The 17,305-nt window shown below is 72.6% G+C and carries 14 protein-coding genes and 1 rRNA gene; 7 read left to right on the top strand and 8 right to left on the bottom strand.

Translation table 11 applies throughout. From position 1 onward, the window contains the following. Window positions 1-199: 199 nt before the first annotated feature. Both FHS34_RS00075 and FHS34_RS00070 read left to right on the top strand, forming a co-directional pair. Window positions 200-769 (top strand): GNAT family N-acetyltransferase, encoded by a 570-nt coding sequence (locus FHS34_RS00075; RefSeq protein WP_184958135.1) that lies wholly within the window; start codon window positions 200-202, stop codon window positions 767-769. A gap of 188 nt (window positions 770-957) precedes the next feature. Then, entirely contained in the window at window positions 958-2,133 is a 1,176-nt protein-coding gene (locus tag FHS34_RS00070; protein WP_184958133.1) for a winged helix-turn-helix domain-containing protein, read from the top strand. A gap of 11 nt (window positions 2,134-2,144) precedes the next feature. On the opposite strand, the gene FHS34_RS00065 is transcribed toward FHS34_RS00070, so the two are convergent. The 7 genes from FHS34_RS00065 to mtnA form a co-directional block, all read right to left on the bottom strand. After that, window positions 2,145-2,891, bottom strand: coding sequence for a response regulator (locus tag FHS34_RS00065; RefSeq protein WP_184958121.1), 747 nt, complete (start codon window positions 2,889-2,891; stop codon window positions 2,145-2,147). Window positions 2,892-3,094: 203 nt separating this feature from the next. Then, window positions 3,095-3,787: a ribosome hibernation-promoting factor, HPF/YfiA family gene (hpf, locus tag FHS34_RS00060; protein ID WP_225817870.1), complete on the bottom strand. Its 693-nt coding sequence runs from the start codon at window positions 3,785-3,787 to the stop codon at window positions 3,095-3,097. A 312-nt stretch (window positions 3,788-4,099) separates the two neighbouring features. Continuing rightward, a complete protein-coding gene (locus tag FHS34_RS00055) occupies window positions 4,100-5,014 on the bottom strand; it encodes a ComF family protein (RefSeq protein WP_184958117.1) in 915 nt (304 codons plus the stop codon). A gap of 185 nt (window positions 5,015-5,199) precedes the next feature. Continuing rightward, window positions 5,200-7,056, bottom strand: coding sequence for an LpqB family beta-propeller domain-containing protein (locus FHS34_RS00050; RefSeq protein WP_184958113.1), 1,857 nt, complete (start codon window positions 7,054-7,056; stop codon window positions 5,200-5,202). Beyond that, window positions 7,046-9,160 carry an MtrAB system histidine kinase MtrB gene (gene mtrB / locus FHS34_RS00045; protein WP_184958110.1) on the bottom strand — a complete coding sequence of 705 codons (2,115 nt, stop codon included), beginning with the start codon at window positions 9,158-9,160 and terminating at the stop codon, window positions 7,046-7,048. The genes FHS34_RS00050 and mtrB overlap by 11 nt, the downstream gene beginning before the upstream one ends. 1 nt (window position 9,161) lies before the next feature. Further along, on the bottom strand, window positions 9,162-9,851 hold the full coding sequence (mtrA, locus tag FHS34_RS00040; protein WP_187279108.1) for a two-component system response regulator MtrA: 690 nt from the start codon (window positions 9,849-9,851) through the stop codon (window positions 9,162-9,164). Between the two features lie 304 nt (window positions 9,852-10,155). After that, window positions 10,156-11,298, bottom strand: coding sequence for an S-methyl-5-thioribose-1-phosphate isomerase (gene mtnA, locus FHS34_RS00035; protein ID WP_184958108.1), 1,143 nt, complete (start codon window positions 11,296-11,298; stop codon window positions 10,156-10,158). Window positions 11,299-11,438: 140 nt separating this feature from the next. Between mtnA and FHS34_RS00030 the strand changes: the two genes are divergently transcribed. Genes FHS34_RS00030 through FHS34_RS00010 form a run of 5 tightly spaced genes read left to right on the top strand, consistent with a single transcriptional unit; the run spans window position 11,439 to window position 17,070 of the window. Beyond that, window positions 11,439-12,794 (top strand): glycerophosphoryl diester phosphodiesterase membrane domain-containing protein, encoded by a 1,356-nt coding sequence (locus FHS34_RS00030; protein ID WP_184958098.1) that lies wholly within the window; start codon window positions 11,439-11,441, stop codon window positions 12,792-12,794. A gap of 4 nt (window positions 12,795-12,798) precedes the next feature. Further along, a complete protein-coding gene (locus tag FHS34_RS00025) occupies window positions 12,799-13,578 on the top strand; it encodes a DUF4129 domain-containing protein (protein ID WP_372478646.1) in 780 nt (259 codons plus the stop codon). Then, entirely contained in the window at window positions 13,575-14,771 is a 1,197-nt protein-coding gene (locus tag FHS34_RS00020) for a DUF4350 domain-containing protein (protein WP_184958096.1), read from the top strand. Before FHS34_RS00025 ends, FHS34_RS00020 begins: the two co-directional genes overlap by 4 nt. Next, the gene (locus FHS34_RS00015) at window positions 14,771-15,760 is read left to right on the top strand and encodes an AAA family ATPase (RefSeq protein ID WP_184961229.1); all 990 of its coding nucleotides are present in this window, start codon (window positions 14,771-14,773) and stop codon (window positions 15,758-15,760) included. Before FHS34_RS00020 ends, FHS34_RS00015 begins: the two co-directional genes overlap by 1 nt. Next, window positions 15,760-17,070, top strand: coding sequence for a DUF58 domain-containing protein (locus tag FHS34_RS00010; RefSeq protein ID WP_184958094.1), 1,311 nt, complete (start codon window positions 15,760-15,762; stop codon window positions 17,068-17,070). Before FHS34_RS00015 ends, FHS34_RS00010 begins: the two co-directional genes overlap by 1 nt. 110 nt (window positions 17,071-17,180) lie before the next feature. Here FHS34_RS00010 and rrf read toward each other — a convergent pair. Then, a 5S ribosomal RNA gene (gene rrf / locus FHS34_RS00005) occupies window positions 17,181-17,297 on the bottom strand. Window positions 17,298-17,305: the final 8 nt, after the last annotated feature.

Below are 17,305 nucleotides of genomic sequence, written 5' to 3'. Positions count from 1 at the left end.
ACTGAGCAACGGCCATCGTATGCGAGGACCAGGCCACGCCGGGAGGCCCTGGCGGCCCGGCGGCTGCTTCACCCTGGACAACGGGCGGGGAATCCCGATAGTGCCGCATCGGCGCGAGGAATTGAGCGAAATGTGATCACCCGCTCACGCATCGCGAAAACCCGTGGTTCAGGAGGGTCGTCCCGCGCAGAATCGGGCGATGGAACCCGTCACGCTCACCACGGACCGTCTTCTGCTGCGCCCGGTCGGCCCCGGCGACACCGACGCGGTGTACGAGGCCGTGCAGGACCCCGACATCCAGCGCTGGACGACGGTCCCCTCGCCCTATCTGCCCGAGCACGCGACCGGCTTCACGGAGCAGATCGTCCCCGGGGGATGGTCGCAGGGGTCGATGTTCACCTTCGGCGTGTTCCTCACCGGCGGGAAGCTGGCCGGCATGCTCGCCCTCACGATGCGCTCGCTGGGCACGGCCGAGGTCGGCTTCTGGGCGGCCGTGGAGCACCGCGGCCACGGGTACATCGTGGAGGCCACGCTCGCCGCCTGCCGGTGGATCTTCACCGAGGTCGGTGTCGACCGTGTCGAATGGCGGGCCGAGGTCGGCAACCACGCCTCCCGCGCGGTGGCCGAACGCGCGGGCTTCGCCGTCGAGGGCACCCTGCGTTCCGGCATCAACAACAAAGGGGTGCGCCGCGACTGCTGGGTCGGCTCCCTGCTCCCCTCGGATCTGGGACTGCCGTCCACCGCCCCGTACCTGCCCGCGCGTGCCTGAGCGACGGGGGACCGGGACCGGCCGCGCCACGGGCGTCCCGAGGGCCTTACCGGCCGGTCCGGCGAGGCGCGTCCGTGCCCCGTCTCCGGTGCCCCGCCCGGCTCGTCCGCCGCTGCCCCGCCCCGCTCGTTCCCGGTGAACGCGCAGCTCGTCGCGGGCTGTCAGTGGCACCCTCTATCGTCCGACGCATGACGACCCTTCCGCGCCCCACCACCACCCTCACCGCGGACGACGCCCGCCGGATCGTCCTGCGGGCCCAGGGCCTGCTCGGCGCCCCCGACCGGCGCACGGGTGTCCGAGGGGTGCTGCGCCACCTCGGCGCGGTCCAGCTCGACACGATCTCGGTCCTCGCCCGCTCCCACGAACTCGTGCCGTACGCCAGGCTGGGAGCGGTCGGCCGCAAGACCGTGGAGGCCGCGTACTGGACGGACACACACGCCTTCGAGTACTGGTCGCACGCGGCCTGCATCCTGCCCATCGAGGAGTGGCCGCACTTCGCGTTCCGCCGCCGCGCCTACCGCAACCGCCCGCACTGGAACCACGAACTGCCCGACGGCGCCTACGACCAGGTCGTCAAGCAGCTGCGCGCGGAGGGCCCGCTGACCGCCACGGAGCTGGGCGGCGCCAAGAAGACCAGTGAATGGTGGGACTGGTCGGGCACCAAGGTCGCCGTGGAACGGGCGCTGATGTACGGCGAGGTGGTGTGCGTGGAGCGGCGCGGCTGGAAGCGGGTGTACGACCTCGCCGAGCGCGCCGTGCCGGGCGCTCTGCTGCATGACGAGCTGGACGACACCGAGTGTCTGCGCCGGCTGGTCCGGCTGGCGGGCGAGTCCCTCGGCGTCGGCACCCGCGCGGACATCGCCGACTACCACCGGCTCAAGGGCGAGCAGGTCGCCGCGGTGATCGCGGACTCGGGCCTGGTGCCGGTCGAGGTCGAGGGCTGGTCCAAGCCGGCCTGGGCCGACCCGGCCGCCCTGGCGACGCCGCCGCGCGGCCGGCACCGCACCACACTGCTGTCGCCGTTCGACTCCCTGATCTGGGAGCGGGCGCGCACGGAGCGGATCTTCGGCTTCACCCACCGGCTGGAGGCGTACGTGCCCAAGCCCAAGCGGATCCACGGCTACTTCGCGATGCCGGTGCTCGCCGGCGGCCGGCTGGTCGGGCGGGTCGACCCGGCGCGCGAAGGCCGGACGCTGGTGGCCAAGCAGGTCACGCTGGACGGCCCGAAGGCGGTCCCGGCGGTCGCCCAGGCCCTGGTCGAGGCGGCGACCTGGGTGGACTGCACGGACGTCCGTGTGGAGCGCGCGGACACCCCCGAGCTGCGCGAGCCCCTCACCAGGGAACTCGCCCGTCTCCTCGGCTAGGGGGTGAGGCGCTAGCGGATCTCCAGGATCTTCTCGCGCATCGCGTAGACCACCGCCTCCATCCGGGAGTGCAGCTGCAGCTTCTCCAGGATGTTGCGGACGTGGTTCTTCACCGTGTTCTCGGAGATGAACAGTTCCTTGGCGATGTCCCGGTTGTTCATGCCCGTGGCGACGAGTTTGAGGACTTCCAGTTCCCGGTCGGTCAGCCGGGGCGCGGGCACCAGCCGGCGTTCGTCAGTGCGCTGGATCATCGACTTGAACTCGGTGAGGAGTTTGGACGCCATCGACGGGCTGATCTGCGACTGCCCGTCGGCCACCGCGCGAATGGCGGTGGCCACCTCGTCGGTCGAGATCTCCTTGAGGAGATACCCGGTCGCGCCCGCCTTGATGGCGTCGTAGAGGTCGGCCTCCTCGTCGCTGATCGTCAGCATGATGATCTTGGCGCTGGGGGCGACCTCCTTGATGGAGGTGCAGGCCTCGATCCCGCCGCGCTTGGGCATGCGGACGTCCATCAGCACGATGTCGGGCAGCAGGTCGGCGGCCTTGTCGACGGCCTCGGCACCGTCGCCCGCCTCGCCGACCACCTGGATGTCCTCCTCGGCCGCGAGCACGATCTCCAGGCCGCGCCGGAAGAGGGCGTGGTCGTCCACGACCAGGACCCTGATCGGCTCCTTACGTGGAGAGCCCGGGTCCGGGCCCGTACCGATGACATCGTCACCGGCGCCCCCGTCCCGCATCGGTCCGAAGGTGTCCGCCATCGTTCCTCCCCCTGAAGGCTGTGGCCTGTGGTCCTGTGCCATCGCCAACCCAAGGCAGCGGCCCACCGGTTGGGCCGGTGCGGCCATGATTCCATGCCCGGGCGACACCGGGGTGACGTGCGGGGCGCGAAGTGGTCGCACACCGGTGCCCCTGGGGGCGCACACGCGCTCCAGGGGCACAGGCTCAGCTTCGGCCGGGCGGGTCAGCCGCCCAGCGTGCCACCCGCCGCCGGGGTCTCACCCTGGGCGACCATCGGGTCCGTGCTGAGGTGGATCACGCCGTAGTCGTAGGCGTGTCGCCGGTAGACGACGCTCGGTTCCTTCGTCTCGGAGTCGACGAACAGGTAGAAGTCGTGGCCGACCAGTTCCATCTCGTAGAGGGCCTGGTCGAGGCTCATCGGAGCGGCGACGTGGGTCTTCTCGCGGACGATGAGGGGGCCTTCGCCCTTGACCTCCAGCGGGCCGATCTTCTTGGTCGGCACGCCGTCCCCCTCCTCCTCGTGGACGGGGAGGCCGTTGCCGTTGAGCGTCGCCGCGCCCGGGACGTGGTCGGCGACCTCCGCCGCCGGGATCCGGCGCGCGCCGCGCCGCGAGAAGCGCTTGTCGTGCTGCTTGCGCAGCCGGGCATCCAGCTTCTCCGCCGCCAGGTCGAGTGCCGCGTACGGGTCGCTGGCCGCTGCCTCCGCCCGGATCACCGGACCGCGGGAGCGGAGCGTGATCTCCACTCGGTCACAGCGGTCGGCCTGTCGGGGGTTCGGCTCCTTGGACACCTCGACGTCGAGGCTGATCACCTTGGCATCGAGCCTCTGGATCTTCTCCAGCTTCAGCTTCTCGGCCACGTGCTTGCGGAACCGCTCGGGCACCTCGGTCTTGCGGCCTTTGACGACGATGTCCACGCAGAACTCCGTTCCCGGATCGCTCCGCTCCAACGGCGGAGCATCTCCCTTTCGCACCAGGTCCGGTGAGCACCGGACCTCGGACTCGGTGACTTCCACCTCCTCCTCCCCCATGGGCGAGAGCTCCACCCCACCGGCGCGGGTGATTGCGGAAAACCCGCAGCGCGGCATTCGGATAAGCGAGGTGTGGCCTGCGCCTTTCCTCACAACCGAACATATCTCGCCCGGACGGATGTCGTCACCCTCTACTACGGCGTACCTCCGTTCAGGTGAATTACCCCTCTCACTACCTGCAACGACGCAAGTTGATAGTCAGTTCCTGTTTATTTCGAAAGAATCGCCAGGAGCGGCGATCACGGCGGCATGGAGCCTCCGCCGAGGGGCGTTCACCGCCCTCTTTTCCCGTGCACGATGCACCCACTCCCTCCCCTCCGGCCGTACACCGATCCGTCGTTCCTCCCTACCTTCCCGGGTTATCGCCCGATACACGACCGTTCCGCCATCACGACGTGATACGGCCGCTTCCCGCAGGGCCCGTGCCGCCTCGGCGAGACTGGCGCCCGTCGTCATGAGGTCGTCCACGAGCACGACGCGGCCCGTGCCGAGCAGCCGGCTGCCTCCCGCGGCCACCTCCAGCGCCCCGGCGAGGTTCTCCAGGCGCCGCCGCGCGTCCAGCCCCGCCTGGTCCGCCACGGGCCGCCGCTGCCGCAGCACGGCCGCCACCCGGGCCGGCGTGCCGGTGCGCCGCAGCTCCCCGGCCGCCGCGAGCGCCATCCGCCGTACGGGGTCGTGCCCACGCGCCCGCACGGCCCACCGGGCGGAGGGCACGGGAACCAGCAGCACGGCCCCGGGCCACGACCCCCCGGCCGCCCCGGGACGGGCACCGGCACCGGCACCGGCACCGGCAGCAAGAGCAGGACCGGCACCGTCGCCTACGCCGAGGCCCGCCCGCACGGCCGTCGCCAGTGCCGTGCCCAGCACACCCGCGAGTGCCAGCGCACCCCGCTCCTTGTGCGCGAGCAGCAGCGCGCGCACCTCCGCCGCGTACGGAGCCACGGCGTGCACCACCGGCAGCCCGGCCGGCTCCGGCACCGGTCGCGCCCGCCGCGCCACGCCCCCGTCCAGCATGGCCCGGCACCGCGGGCAGAGCGCCGTACGAGGTGCTCCGCAGCCCGCGCAGTCGGCCGGCAGCACCAGGTCGGTGAGGTCCTGCCACCACCCCCGCATGACCACCACTGTGCCAACGTCACCGCGGACCGGCCACCCCTGTGGACAACGCCCTGTGGACAAGTCCCCGGGGAGCCCCGGGGCGGGGCATGTCGCGCACGGGCGTGCAGCGGAGCACCGGCGTGAGCGCACCCCCGCCGGGGAGGCAGGGGCCCGCCTGCCCCCAGCCCACGGCCCTCAGCCCGTCAGCCCGGATAGACCGGCGCCGACCCGTCCTTGTCGACCTTCTGCCACTGCGCCCCGGACGGCAGTCGTACGATCCCGTCCTCCGAGTAGGCCACCAGGGGGACCCGCTCGTCCTCGGACGCGGCGACGGCCTTGACGCTGGTGAGCGCGCCCGGTGCCGGGCCGTCGAGCGTGGACCCGTCGACCTGGACGTACCGCATCTGCTGCACTCCCCCCTGTTCCTGCCCGACGACGAGCAGCCTGCTGTCCCCGGCCCAGGAGATGGCGCTGACCTTCTCCAGGTCCGGGGTCGCCGAGCGGAGCCCGTCCACCGAGATGCCCTGCCCGGTCCCGTCGTCGCGCTGGATCCGGCCGATGAACAGGGACTGCTTGCCGTCCTTCTCCACGACCAGCGCGATCCGCGCCCCGTCGGCGGCCACGCGCACGTCCTTGATCTGGCCGGACAGGTCCGGGACGGCGACCTGCTCCGGTTTGCCGACGCCCTGCTCCAGGACGAACAGACGGGTCCGGTGCGGGTCACGGTCGGCCACCCACAGGTCGCCGCGGGCGTCCCAGCTCGGAGTGGTCAGCCGGTCGGCGGGGGTCGCGCCGGCGCTGCTCACCAGCGCCTCGTCGAAGGAACCACCAGACGCCAGCGAGGTCACGTACAGCGACCTGCCCTCGTCCGCGACCCCGGCCGCGTTGTGCTCGTCCCGCGACACCGCCACCGACTGCAGCCTCTTGCCGCCCTCGCCCATCGGACCCGGCACCGGAGCGGAGCCGGTGCCCGAGCCGGAGCCGGAGTCCGAACCGGTGCTCGCGGTCGGCATCCGTACCACCCGGTGCTTGCCGTCGATGAAGTACACGTACTCGGGGTGCTTCGACGCCCCGTGCCAGGCCGCGGACTCGGCGCGTTCGTCGGTCAGCTCGCACAGCCGGTCACCGCCGGTCCCCTGCAGTTCGACGGACTCCAGCGTCGGCGCAAGGTTCCGCAGGGTGAACAGCACCTGCGTCGCCATCTCGGTGCACTTGCCCGACGCGACCCGGGACGCCCTGAGGTTCAGCGGCACGGTCAGTTTGTTCTGGTCGTCCGGCGCCAGCCCGGTTACGCCCTTCTGCAGCGCCGTACCGGTCGGGAAGCTGGACCTGACCACCGGCCCGAGCCAGGCGGTGGGCCCCTTCAGCAGCGAGCGGACCATCTGGGTCATCGCGTCCACCTTGCTGCGCACGAACACCGGGTCGGCGACCGCCACCGGCTGCCCGCTCGCGCCGACCGCCGTGTTGGAGGCGAAGTAGTACTTGTCGACCGACGTGTAGTTGCGCTGGAAGTCCGAGTTGCCCATGACGACGCCGTCGGGCAGTCCGTCGATGCGCCACTGCCCGCTCTTGGCGTCCTTCGTGAGATGCAGCTTCTCGCGGTAGGAGCCGTCGGCGGGCTGGTAGGCCTGCTGCGCGTCGACCGTGGCGACCCGGCTGCCGGCCAGCACGCAGGTGACGCTGTTGGTCTCCTCCCGGGCGCCCGGACCGCAGTCGGTCTCGATGCTCGGCCCGTTCGCGAGGACGGTGGTCGACCGCTCCGGCCGCCAGCTGCGGGCCGCGTCGGCCGTCAGGTACTTGCGAGCCGTGTCGTACCCGGGATCGTCGCTGGTCAGCGCCTCAAGGAAACCCTGCATGATCTCGCCGGGCCCCGCGCCGTCGGCCGGTGGCATGGCGAACACCCGGACACCGGTGTCCTGCCGCGGCGTGGACTCCACATCCCGCAGGTCCCCCCTGTCGGGCATGGAGGCGCACCCGGCCAGCAGTACGACACCCAAGGCGGCGTACGCCACCGCGCGCGCCGGCCGCCGCCGTGCGCCCCCCTCGCGGTCAGCGACCACGAAATGCCTCCCCTGGCTCGGTCGAATCCTCCGGCGCGGCTACGTCCGGCCGGCCCTGCTGCGTGTCGGGCGCCGGACGTTCGGCCGGCCCGTCGCCCGGGCGCCGTGCGCCGCCACCGGGGGGCCGGGGCACCACGCGCGCGCCGTTGCCGTTGCCCGGCAGGGCGGCCGGGTCGGCGGCGGGGGTCGCGGGCGACAGCCGCGGCGCGATCGACGCCCGCGGCGGCAGCGCGGACGCCTGGGCGCCGGGCTGCTGCACCGGAACGGTCGCCCGCTTCTCCTCGGTCTCGCGCGGCAGCCCCGCGTCGTCGAGGCCTCGGTTGCGGCGCGAGTCCTTGGGCTCCAGCGGTATCGGCGAGCCTCGCAGCGGCTCGTCGGCGGTCCTGGGCAGCGTCAGCCGGAACTGGGAGCCGCCGCCCGGCTCTCCCCAGGCCTGCAGCCAGCCGCCGTGCAACCGCGCGTCCTCCAGGGCGATCGACAGCCCGAGGCCCGTACCACCGGTGGTACGCGCGCGTGCCGGGTCCGCCCGCCAGAAACGGCTGAAGACCCGGGTCGCCTCACCGGGCTTGAGGCCGACGCCGTAGTCGCGCACCGCGACGGCCACGGCCCCGCCGGCGGCGGCGAGCTTGACGACGACGTCCTTGCCCTCGCCGTGCTCGACGGCGTTGACGACGAGGTTGCGCAGTACACGCTCCACGCGCCGGGCGTCCGCCTCGGCGACGACGGGCTGCTGGTCGCCGATCACGCGTATGTGCGTGCCCTTGCGCTCGGCGAGCGGCTCGGCGCCGCTCACCACCCGGCGGACGACCTCCCTGAGGTCTATCGGCTCGGCCTCCAGCGCCGCGGCACCGGCGTCGAAACGGCTGATCTCCAGCAGGTCCGCGAGCAGCGACTCGAACCGGTCCAGCTGGTCGGCGAGCAGCTCGGCCGACCGCGCGGTCACCGGGTCGAAGTCCTCGCGCGCCTCGTGGATGACGTCCGCGGCCATCCGGACGGTGGTCAGCGGGGTGCGCAGCTCGTGCGAGACGTCGGAGACGAACCGCCGCTGCATCCGCGACAGGTCCTCCATCTGCTGGATCTTGACCTGCAGGTTCTGCGCCATCTTGTTGAAGGCCTCGCCCAGACGCGCGATGTCGTCCTCGCCGGTGACCTTCATCCGCTCCTGCAGCCGCCCGGCGGACAGCCGCTCCGCGATCCCGGCCGCCATCCGCACCGGCGTGACGACCTGCCGCACCACCAGCCAGGCGATGGCGCCGAGCAGCACGACGACGAACAGCCCGGCGGTGGCGAGGGTGCCCTTGACCAGGCTCAGGGACTTCTCCTCCTGCGTCAGCGGGAAGAGGTAGTACAGCTCGTACGGGCGGCCGTTGGGATCGTTGACCTGCTTGCCGATGACCAGACCCGGCTGCGATTCCTTGCCGCCGGAGTAGACGATCCGCGTGTTGCTCTGTACGGCCGTCGTCCCGCTGTTGACCCGCTCGCGCAGAGCGGCGGGCACGCTGGAGGTCGGGTTGACGTTCCCGGAGCCGCGCGGGCTGCGCCCGCCGCCGCTGTCGTCGCCCACGGGCAGCGTCACCACGTCGAAGGCGCCCGCGCCACCGCTGGACAGCGACTCCACGAGGTCACTCATCCACTGGATGACGTTCTGCGACTGCCGCCCGTCCGCGGTCGCCGTGCCGTCGCCGGTGGCGGCCCCGCCGCCCGCGCCGGTCCCGGACGCCGCCTCGTCGGCCTTCTGCTTGGCCACAGCGAACCCGCCCGTGGCCTGGCTCTGCGACGCCTTCACCTTCGCGTCCAGCAGGCCGTTGCGCACCTGCCCGATCACGACGAAGCCCAGCAGCAGTACGACACCCAGCGACATCAGCAGGGTGGTGGCGACGACCCTGAGCTGGATGTTGCGCCGCCACAGCCGCATCACCGGCAGCAGCGGCCGGCGCACCCAGCGCAGGAACAGGCGGAGGACCGAGCTGCCCTGGACACCGCCCTGCAGCAACCCGCCCTCGAACAGTCTTCTGAGCCGCGCACCCGCCGTCGCCCGGCCGACAGGCCGCCCCGGCCGGGTCCCGGGCCCGCCGGAAGCCGAAGCGGCACTGTCCCCGGACATCTCAGCTCGGTCCGGCCTTGTAACCGACACCACGGACGGTCACCACGATCTCCGGCCGCTCCGGGTCCTTCTCGACCTTGGAGCGCAGCCGCTGTACATGCACGTTCACCAGACGGGTGTCGGCGGCGTGGCGGTAGCCCCACACCTGCTCCAGCAGCACCTCACGCGTGAACACCTGCCACGGCTTACGGGCGAGAGCGACCAGCAGGTCGAACTCCAGCGGGGTCAGCGCGATCGACTGCCCGTCCCGCTTCACCGAGTGCCCGGCGACATCGATGACCAGGTCACCTATGGTGAGCTGCTCCGGCGCCGGCTCCTCCGACCTCCTGAGCCGCGCCCTGATCCGGGCCACCAGCTCCTTCGGCTTGAACGGCTTGACGATGTAGTCGTCGGCGCCCGACTCCAGGCCCACCACGACATCGACGGTGTCGCTCTTGGCGGTGAGCATGACGATCGGCACACCGGACTCCGCCCGGATCAGCCGGCACACCTCGATGCCGTCCCGTCCGGGCAGCATCAGGTCCAGCAGCACCAGATCGGGCTTGCTCTCACGGAACGCGGCCAGCGCCTTGTCGCCGTCGGCTACGAAAGACGGCTCAAAACCTTCACCACGCAGCACGATGCCGAGCATCTCGGCCAGTGCGGTGTCGTCGTCGACGACAAGGACTCGTCCCTTCATAAACGACATCATCCCATTCTCATAACAGCGACAGGCGCCCTGGTGAGGGAGGTCACTGGCCGGTGACGATAGTCGTATGGGGCCGTCACTGTCTGCCCCTGTCGGCCGGCGTCGGTTCATGGACGGACGCCGGCGCCGCCGAGCCGGCCCCCGGAGCGCCTTCAGCCGTCCGCCCGCTCCGCGACCGGTGGCTGGGGCACGCCCGCCCCGAAGCCGGCCACAGTGGCCCTTCAGCCACAGTGGCCCCGGCGGTCCCTCCCCTACACATCACCATAGGCGAGGGACCGTATCCGCCGGCCCGGCCCGGCAGCGCCCCTCAGCCGATCGTCGCCCGGCGCGACCTGGCACACAGCTCCGCGAGGGCCTCCGCCGTCACGGGCGAGACGGCTCCCTCCTCGGTGACGATGGCCGTCACCAGCTCGGGCGGCGTCACGTCGAACGCCGGGTTGTACGCCTGGGTCCCCAGCGGCGCGACCGGAATCCCGCCGCCGGCCCCCGTCACCGGCACCTGGGGTGCCAGGATCTCGGTCACCTCGAAGCCGGGGCGCTGCTCGACCTCGATGGACGCCCCGTCGGGGGTCTCCGGGTCGACCGTCGTCACCGGCGCCACCACGATGAACGGCACATGGTGGTACCGGGCGAGCACGGCGAGCGGATAGCTCCCCACCTTGTTCGCCACCGAACCGTCCGCCGCGATCCGGTCCGCCCCGATCAGCACCGCGTCCACGTCACCCGACGCGAACAGCGAGCCCGCCGCGTTGTCGGTCAGCAGGGTGTACGCCATGCCGGTGCGGGCCGCTTCGTACGCCGTGAGGCGAGCGCCCTGGAGCAGCGGACGCGTCTCGTCCACCCACAGCCGCCGCAGCCGTCCCGCCCGGTGCGCGGCGAGGGCCACCGCGAAGGCCGTGCCCTCCCCGCCCGAGACCAGCGATCCGCTGTTGCAGTGGGTCAGGATCCGGTGCCCGCCGCCGGGCAGCAGCTCGTCCAGCAGGGCCACGCCATGGGCCGCCATCCGGGTGCTGGCCTCGGCGTCCTCCTGGTGCAGTGCCCGCGCGGCAGCCAGCGCCGCCACGGCCGCGGCCGTCGGCTCGCCGGTCCCGGCCAGCTCCGCCCGGTACGCGGACTCGGCCCTGCGTACCCCGACGGCCAGGTTCACCGCGGTAGGCCGGGCCCCTTCGAGGGCCCGCGCCGCCTCCACCACGTCGAAGCCGCGCGCGGCGGCGAGCGCGACGCCGTACGCCCCCGCGATCCCGAGCAGCGGCGCCCCGCGCACGGCGAGCGAACGGATCGCCTCCACCAGCGCCGGCGCGTCCGTGCACACCAACTCGACCTCTTCGGACGGGAGCCTCGTCTGATCAAGAAGGACCACTACGGGACCTTCTGGTGGTTCCTCCCAACGGATCACCGGTATCTCGGTCGGCCGCCTGTCCCCGCCGGTTCGCGCCTGCTGATCAGCCATGCCGTCAGTCTGCCCCGGATCCGGCGGACAATTGAAGGCGTCCGGCCTCCCCCGTCGCCGGTCCCGTGGTGATCAGCCCATGGCACGATGGCTGCCAAACTGCCGCCGCGACCGCGGACGGGCACCGAGAAGGAGCTTCGATGACAGACACTCCGGGCTGGGCCTCGCCCGGATCCTCCCCGTCGTCCGAGGGGCGGGAACCCGGTGCGTCCGGCCCCGCCGAGCCCGCCGACCGCCCCGGCCCCACCGAGCCCACGCCCCAGCCGGGCGAGGACGCGCAGGGCCCCGGCGTGAAATGGTCCAAGGAGCAGCCTCCACCCGGCCAGTGGCCGGCGCCCACCGGTGCCCCCAGCCCCCACCAGCCGCCTCCACCCCCGCCGCCAGGCCCGGGCTGGGGCGGTCAGCACCCCGGCGGCCCGGGCCCCGGCGGATACGGCGGCCCGCCCCCGGGCCCCGGCGGATACCCGGCCTGGGGCGGCGGCTGGGGCGGCCCCCCACCGGCCGCCAAACCCGGTGTCATCCCCCTGCGCCCGCTCGGCGTCGGCGAAATCCTCGACGGCGCCGTCTCCACCATGCGCACCTACTGGCGCTCGGTCCTCGGCATCTCGCTGGCGGTCGCCCTGCTCACCGAGATCAGCCTGGTCCTCCTGCAGGGCTTCGTCCTCGACGACGCCCTCTCCCGCACCTCTCTCGACAGCCGGACCGCCACACCCGACGAGGCGTTCCGCGCGCTGCGCGACACCATGATCGGCACCGGGCTCGTCACGGTGATCTCCGCGGCCGCCATCATCGTCACGACGGCCCTGATCACGACCATCACCAGCCGCGCCGTGCTCGGCAGGCCGGTCACCACCGGCGAAGCCTGGCGTGAATCCCGCCCACAGCTGCCCAAGCTGTGCGGCCTGCTCCTCCTCCTCGGCCTGATCGTCATCGGCGTGATCGTCGCGGGGGCCCTGCCCGGCCTCCTGGTCATGATCAGCGGCGGCAGCGACGCCGGCGGAGCAGCGCTGTTCGCCCTGGGCATCCTCGGCGGCACCATCGTCGCGGTGTGGCTGGGCGTCCGCTACTACCTGGCCGCGCCCGCCCTGATGCTGGAACGGCAGAGCATCGGCAAGTCCCTGAGCCGCTCCGCCAAGCTGGTGCGCGGCTCCTGGTGGCGCATCTTCGGCATCCAGCTGCTCGCCGCGCTCATCACGAGCATCGTCTCGGCGGTCATCGCCATCCCCTTCGCCCTCGTCGGCGCCGCCGTGAGCGGTGACGGCGTGGCCGACTTCCTCTCCGCCAACAGCGGCAACGTCGGCTGGACGTTCCTGATCATCCGGGGCATCGGCTCCGTGATCGGCACCACGCTGACCCTTCCGATCAGCGCCGGCGTCACCGTGCTCCTCTACATCGACCAGCGCATCCGCCGCGAGGCCCTCGACCTCGAACTGGCCCGCGCCGCCGGTGTCCAGGGCTACGGCACCGGCGCCTCCGGTCCCGTCACCGGGAGCTGATGCGGTGAGCCTCACGGGGGGAGTTCTCACGGCGCCCGCCCCATCGGGCGCCGCCGCCACGGTCGTACGACGGCTGTCGGGCGCGACGCAGCGGGCCGTCCTGACCGCCGGCGGCTCGGGTGACGAGCCGCCGGTGACCATCCCGCGCGAACCCGCCCGGGAGGCGGCCCGGCGCGAGCTGTCCAAGCGGATGTACCACGAGAACGACCCCGGCTGGTTCCAGCGCGCGCTCGACGCGTTCTGGGACTGGCTCGGCCGGCTCTTCGGCACGGCCGCCTCGGCCACCCCCGGCGGCGCGGTGGGCCTGATCGTCGTGATCCTCTTCGCCGTCGCCGTCCTGGCCGCCCTCTGGTGGCGCCTCGGCACCCCCCGCCGCCGGGCCACCTCCGCCGCCGTCCTGTTCGACGAACGGCCCCGCAGCGCCGCCGAGCACCGCGCGGCCAGCGAGGCGCACGCGGCCCAGGGCCACTGGAACCAGGCCGTCCAGGAGCGCATGCGCGCCATCGTCCGCTCCCTGGAGGAACGCGCCCTGCTCGACGCACGCCCCGGCCGCACCGCCGACGAAGCAGCGGCCGAAGCCGGCCGCGTCCTCCCCGCGCACACGGACCGGCTGCGCGCCGCGGCCCGCGAGTTCGACGACGTCACATACGGCGGCCGCAGAGCCGGCGAGCAGTCGTACCACCGTCTCGCCGAGCTCGACCGCGACCTGGAACGCACCAGGCCGACCCTCGCCCACAGCACAGCCGGCACGGCCCGGAGCACCCGCCAGGGGGCAGCCGAGTGACCACCGTGGCCACGCCGACGAGCACCTCCACCGCGCCCACCGGCCGCCAGGTGTGGACCCGGACGCGGGGCATCGCGCTCGCCGTCGTACTGATCCTGGTGGCGGCCGTCGCCATCGCCGCCGTCCGCTCCACCACCCGGCACGGCGAACTGGACCCGCGCTCCGCCGACCCCTACGGCAGCCGCGCCGTCGCCGAACTCCTCGCCGAACGGGGCGTCTCCACACGGGTGGTCACCACACTCGGCGCGGCCCGCGCCGCCGCCGGCCGGGAAACCACTCTGCTGGTCGCCGTGCCCGACCTGCTGACCCACCGTCAGCAGTCCCAGCTGCACGCGGCCACCGCGGCAGCCGGCGGCCGCACCGTCCTGGTCGCGGCCGGCAGCCGGTCCGTCGAACGCCTCGCCCCCGGGGTCACCGCCGACCCCGCCACCAGCGGCGACTCCACGCTCGCCCCGGACTGCACCCTCCCCGAAGCCCGGCGCGCGGGCACCGCCGACACCGGCGGCGTCCGCTACACCACCACCCATCTCGACGCCGACTCCTGCTACCCCAGCAAGCGCCTGGCCACTCTGCTGCGCATCCCCGCGGCCTCCGGCGGCGGCGACACCGTCGTGCTCGGCGCGCCCGACATCCTCTACAACGACCGCCTCGACGAGCAGGGCAACGCCTCGCTCGCCCTTCAACTCCTCGGCTCCCGCCCCCATCTGGTCTGGTACCTCCCCTCGCTCTCGGACGCCTCCGCCACCGGAACCAGCGAGCGGAAGAGCTTCTTCGACCTGCTCCCCTCCGGATGGCTCTGGGCCACCCTGCAGCTCTTCATCGCGGCGGCCCTCGCCGCCTTCTGGCGGGCCCGCCGCTTCGGCCCCCTCGTGGCCGAGAAACTCCCCGTCGCGATCCGCGCCTCCGAGGCCACCGAAGGCCGCGCCCGCCTCTACCGCAAGGCCAACGCCCGCGACCGCGCGGCCGCCGCTCTTCGCACCGCCACCCGCACCCGCCTCGCCCCCCTCGTCGGCGTCCCCCTCGCCCAGGCGCACACACCCGAGACCCTGCTACCCGCCCTGTCCGCCCACCTCCCCGGCGACGGACAGGCCCTGCACCCCCTTCTCTTCGGACCGCCGCCCGGCGACGACGCGGCCCTCCTCGCACTCACCGACCAACTCGACGCCCTCGAAAGAGAGGTACGCCGTTCATGATGGACCCGACCACTGACAGCGCCGGGCAGAGCGGGGATCCGGGTGCCGCCCGGACCTCCCTGGAAGCCCTGCGCGCCGAGATCGCCAAAGCCGTGGTCGGCCAGGACCCCGCCGTGACCGGCCTCGTCGTCGCCCTCCTCTGCCGCGGACACGTACTACTAGAAGGAGTCCCCGGGGTCGCCAAAACGTTGCTCGTCCGCACGCTCGCATCCGCACTCGAACTCGACACCAAACGCGTGCAGTTCACCCCGGACCTGATGCCGAGCGACGTCACCGGCTCCCTCGTCTACGACACGCGCACCGCCGAGTTCTCCTTCCAGCCCGGACCGGTCTTCACCAATCTCCTGCTCGCGGACGAGATCAACCGCACCCCGCCCAAGACGCAGTCGTCGCTCCTGGAGGCCATGGAGGAACGCCAGGTCACGGTCGACGGCACCCCGCGCCCGCTCCCCGAGCCGTTCCTGGTCGCCGCCACCCAGAACCCGGTCGAGTACGAGGGCACCTACCCCCTTCCCGAGGCCCAACTGGACCGGTTCCTCCTCAAGCTGACGATCCCTCTCCCCTCCCGCCAGGACGAGATCGACGTTCTCACCCGGCACGCCTCCGGCTTCGACCCACGCGACCTGCGCGCCGCCGGCGTACGCCCGGTCGCGGGTCCCACGGACCTGGAGGCGGCACGCGCAGCGGTCGCCGAGACGACCGTGTCCCCCGAGATCACCGCCTACGTCGTGGACATCTGCCGGGCCACCCGCGAGTCGCCCTCCCTCACCCTGGGTGTCTCCCCGCGCGGCGCCACCGCCCTGCTCGCCACCTCGCGCGCCTGGGCCTGGCTGACCGGCCGCGACTACGTCATCCCTGACGACGTGAAGGCCCTGGCCCTCCCCACACTCCGGCACCGGGTCCAACTGCGCCCCGAGGCCGAGATGGAGGGCGTGACCCCCGACTCGGTCATCAACGCCATCCTTGCCCACGTCCCGGTCCCCCGCTGATGGCGCTCACCGGACGCGCCGCCCTCCTCGCGGCCCTCGGCTCGGTGCCCGTCGGCGTCCTGGAACCGGGATGGACGGGCATCCTCGCGGTCAACGGCTCCCTGGCGCTGGCCTGCGCCTGCGACTACGCCCTGGCCGCGCCGGTACGCCGTCTGCGGGTGACCCGATCCGGTGACACCTCGGTCCGGCTCGGGGACAGCGCGGACATCACTCTCACGATCACGAACCCGTCCCGCCGCCGGCTGCGAGCCCGGCTCCGGGACGCCTGGCCACCGAGCAGCCGACAGCCGGGCACCGAGACCGAGGCCGCCCGGCACCAGCTGACCGTCCCCCCGGGCGAACGGCGCCGCGTCACGACCCGACTGCGCCCCACCCGCCGTGGCGACCACCATGCCGACCGCGTGACCATCCGGTCCTACGGCCCCCTCGGCCTGTTCGCCCGGCAGAGCGCCCACCGGGTGCCCTGGACTGTACGGGTCCTGCCTCCGTTCACCAGCCGCAAGCATCTTCCGTCGAAGCTGGCCCGGCTGCGTGAACTCGACGGCCGCACCAGCGTGCTGACGCGGGGTGAGGGAACGGAGTTCGACAGTCTGCGCGAGTACGTCCCCGGGGACGACACTCGCACGATCGACTGGCGAGCCACGGCCCGGCAGTCCGCCGTCGCCGTCCGCACCTGGCGTCCCGAGCGCGACCGGCACATCCTGCTGGTCCTGGACACCGGCCGCACCTCGGCCGGCCGAGTCGACGACGCCCCACGCCTGGACGCTTCCCTGGACGCGGCCCTGCTGCTCGCGGCCCTCGCCTCGCGCGCCGGCGACCGCGTGGCCCTGCTCGCCTACGACCGCCGGGTACGAGCCCTGGTCCAGGGGCGTTCGGCCGGCGATGTACTGCCTTCCTTGGTCAACGCGATGGCGATGCTCGAACCGGAACTGGTCGAGACCGATGCCCGCGGCCTCACCGCCACCGCTCTGCGCACCGCCCCCCGGCGTTCCCTGATCGTCCTCCTCACGACGTTGGACGCGGCGCCGGTGGAACAGGGCCTGCTTCCGGTGCTTCCGCAGCTCACTCGACGTCACACGGTTCTGATCGCTTCGGTGGCCGATCCCCACATCGCGCGTATGGCGCAGGCCCGGGGCGACGCGGAGGCCGTGTACGAAGCGGCGGCAGCGGCTCAGGCCCAGAGCGAACGCCGGCGTACTGCGGAGCAGCTCCGTCGGCACGGCGTGACGGTGGTGGACGCGACCCCTGAGGAGTTGGCGCCCGCGCTCGCGGATGCCTATCTGGCGCTGAAAGCGGCGGGCCGGCTCTGAGGAGCCGGCGCCTCCGGCCGTTCTTATAGGCCTTGTCCCCTTGGGGGCTCCAGAAGGCCCTGAACGCAGAAAACCCCCGCACCTGAGGTGCGGGGGTTTTCTCAAAATTTGTTCGGCGGCGTCCTACTCTCCCACAGGGTCCCCCCTGCAGTACCATCGGCGCTGTGAGGCTTAGCTTCCGGGTTCGGAATGTAACCGGGCGTTTCCCTCACGCTATGACCACCGAAACACTATG

Source organism: Streptomyces echinatus (assembly GCF_014203595.1).
GTDB lineage: Bacteria > Actinomycetota > Actinomycetes > Streptomycetales > Streptomycetaceae > Streptomyces > Streptomyces echinatus.
Note: the sequence above shows the minus strand (reverse complement) of the source record. Positions and strands in the feature narration are given on the sequence as shown.

Coding starts and splice junctions, on each gene's coding strand:
- FHS34_RS00075 (WP_184958135.1), top strand. CDS start 200: ATGGAACCCGTCACGCTCACCACGGACCGTCTTCTGCTGCGCCCGGTC.
- FHS34_RS00070 (WP_184958133.1), top strand. CDS start 958: ATGACGACCCTTCCGCGCCCCACCACCACCCTCACCGCGGACGACGCC.
- FHS34_RS00065 (WP_184958121.1), bottom strand. CDS start 2,891: ATGGCGGACACCTTCGGACCGATGCGGGACGGGGGCGCCGGTGACGAT.
- FHS34_RS00055 (WP_184958117.1), bottom strand. CDS start 5,014: ATGCGGGGGTGGTGGCAGGACCTCACCGACCTGGTGCTGCCGGCCGAC.
- mtrB (WP_184958110.1), bottom strand. CDS start 9,160: ATGTCCGGGGACAGTGCCGCTTCGGCTTCCGGCGGGCCCGGGACCCGG.
- mtrA (WP_187279108.1), bottom strand. CDS start 9,851: ATGATGTCGTTTATGAAGGGACGAGTCCTTGTCGTCGACGACGACACC.
- mtnA (WP_184958108.1), bottom strand. CDS start 11,298: ATGGCTGATCAGCAGGCGCGAACCGGCGGGGACAGGCGGCCGACCGAG.
- FHS34_RS00030 (WP_184958098.1), top strand. CDS start 11,439: ATGACAGACACTCCGGGCTGGGCCTCGCCCGGATCCTCCCCGTCGTCC.
- FHS34_RS00015 (WP_184961229.1), top strand. CDS start 14,771: ATGGACCCGACCACTGACAGCGCCGGGCAGAGCGGGGATCCGGGTGCC.
- FHS34_RS00010 (WP_184958094.1), top strand. CDS start 15,760: ATGGCGCTCACCGGACGCGCCGCCCTCCTCGCGGCCCTCGGCTCGGTG.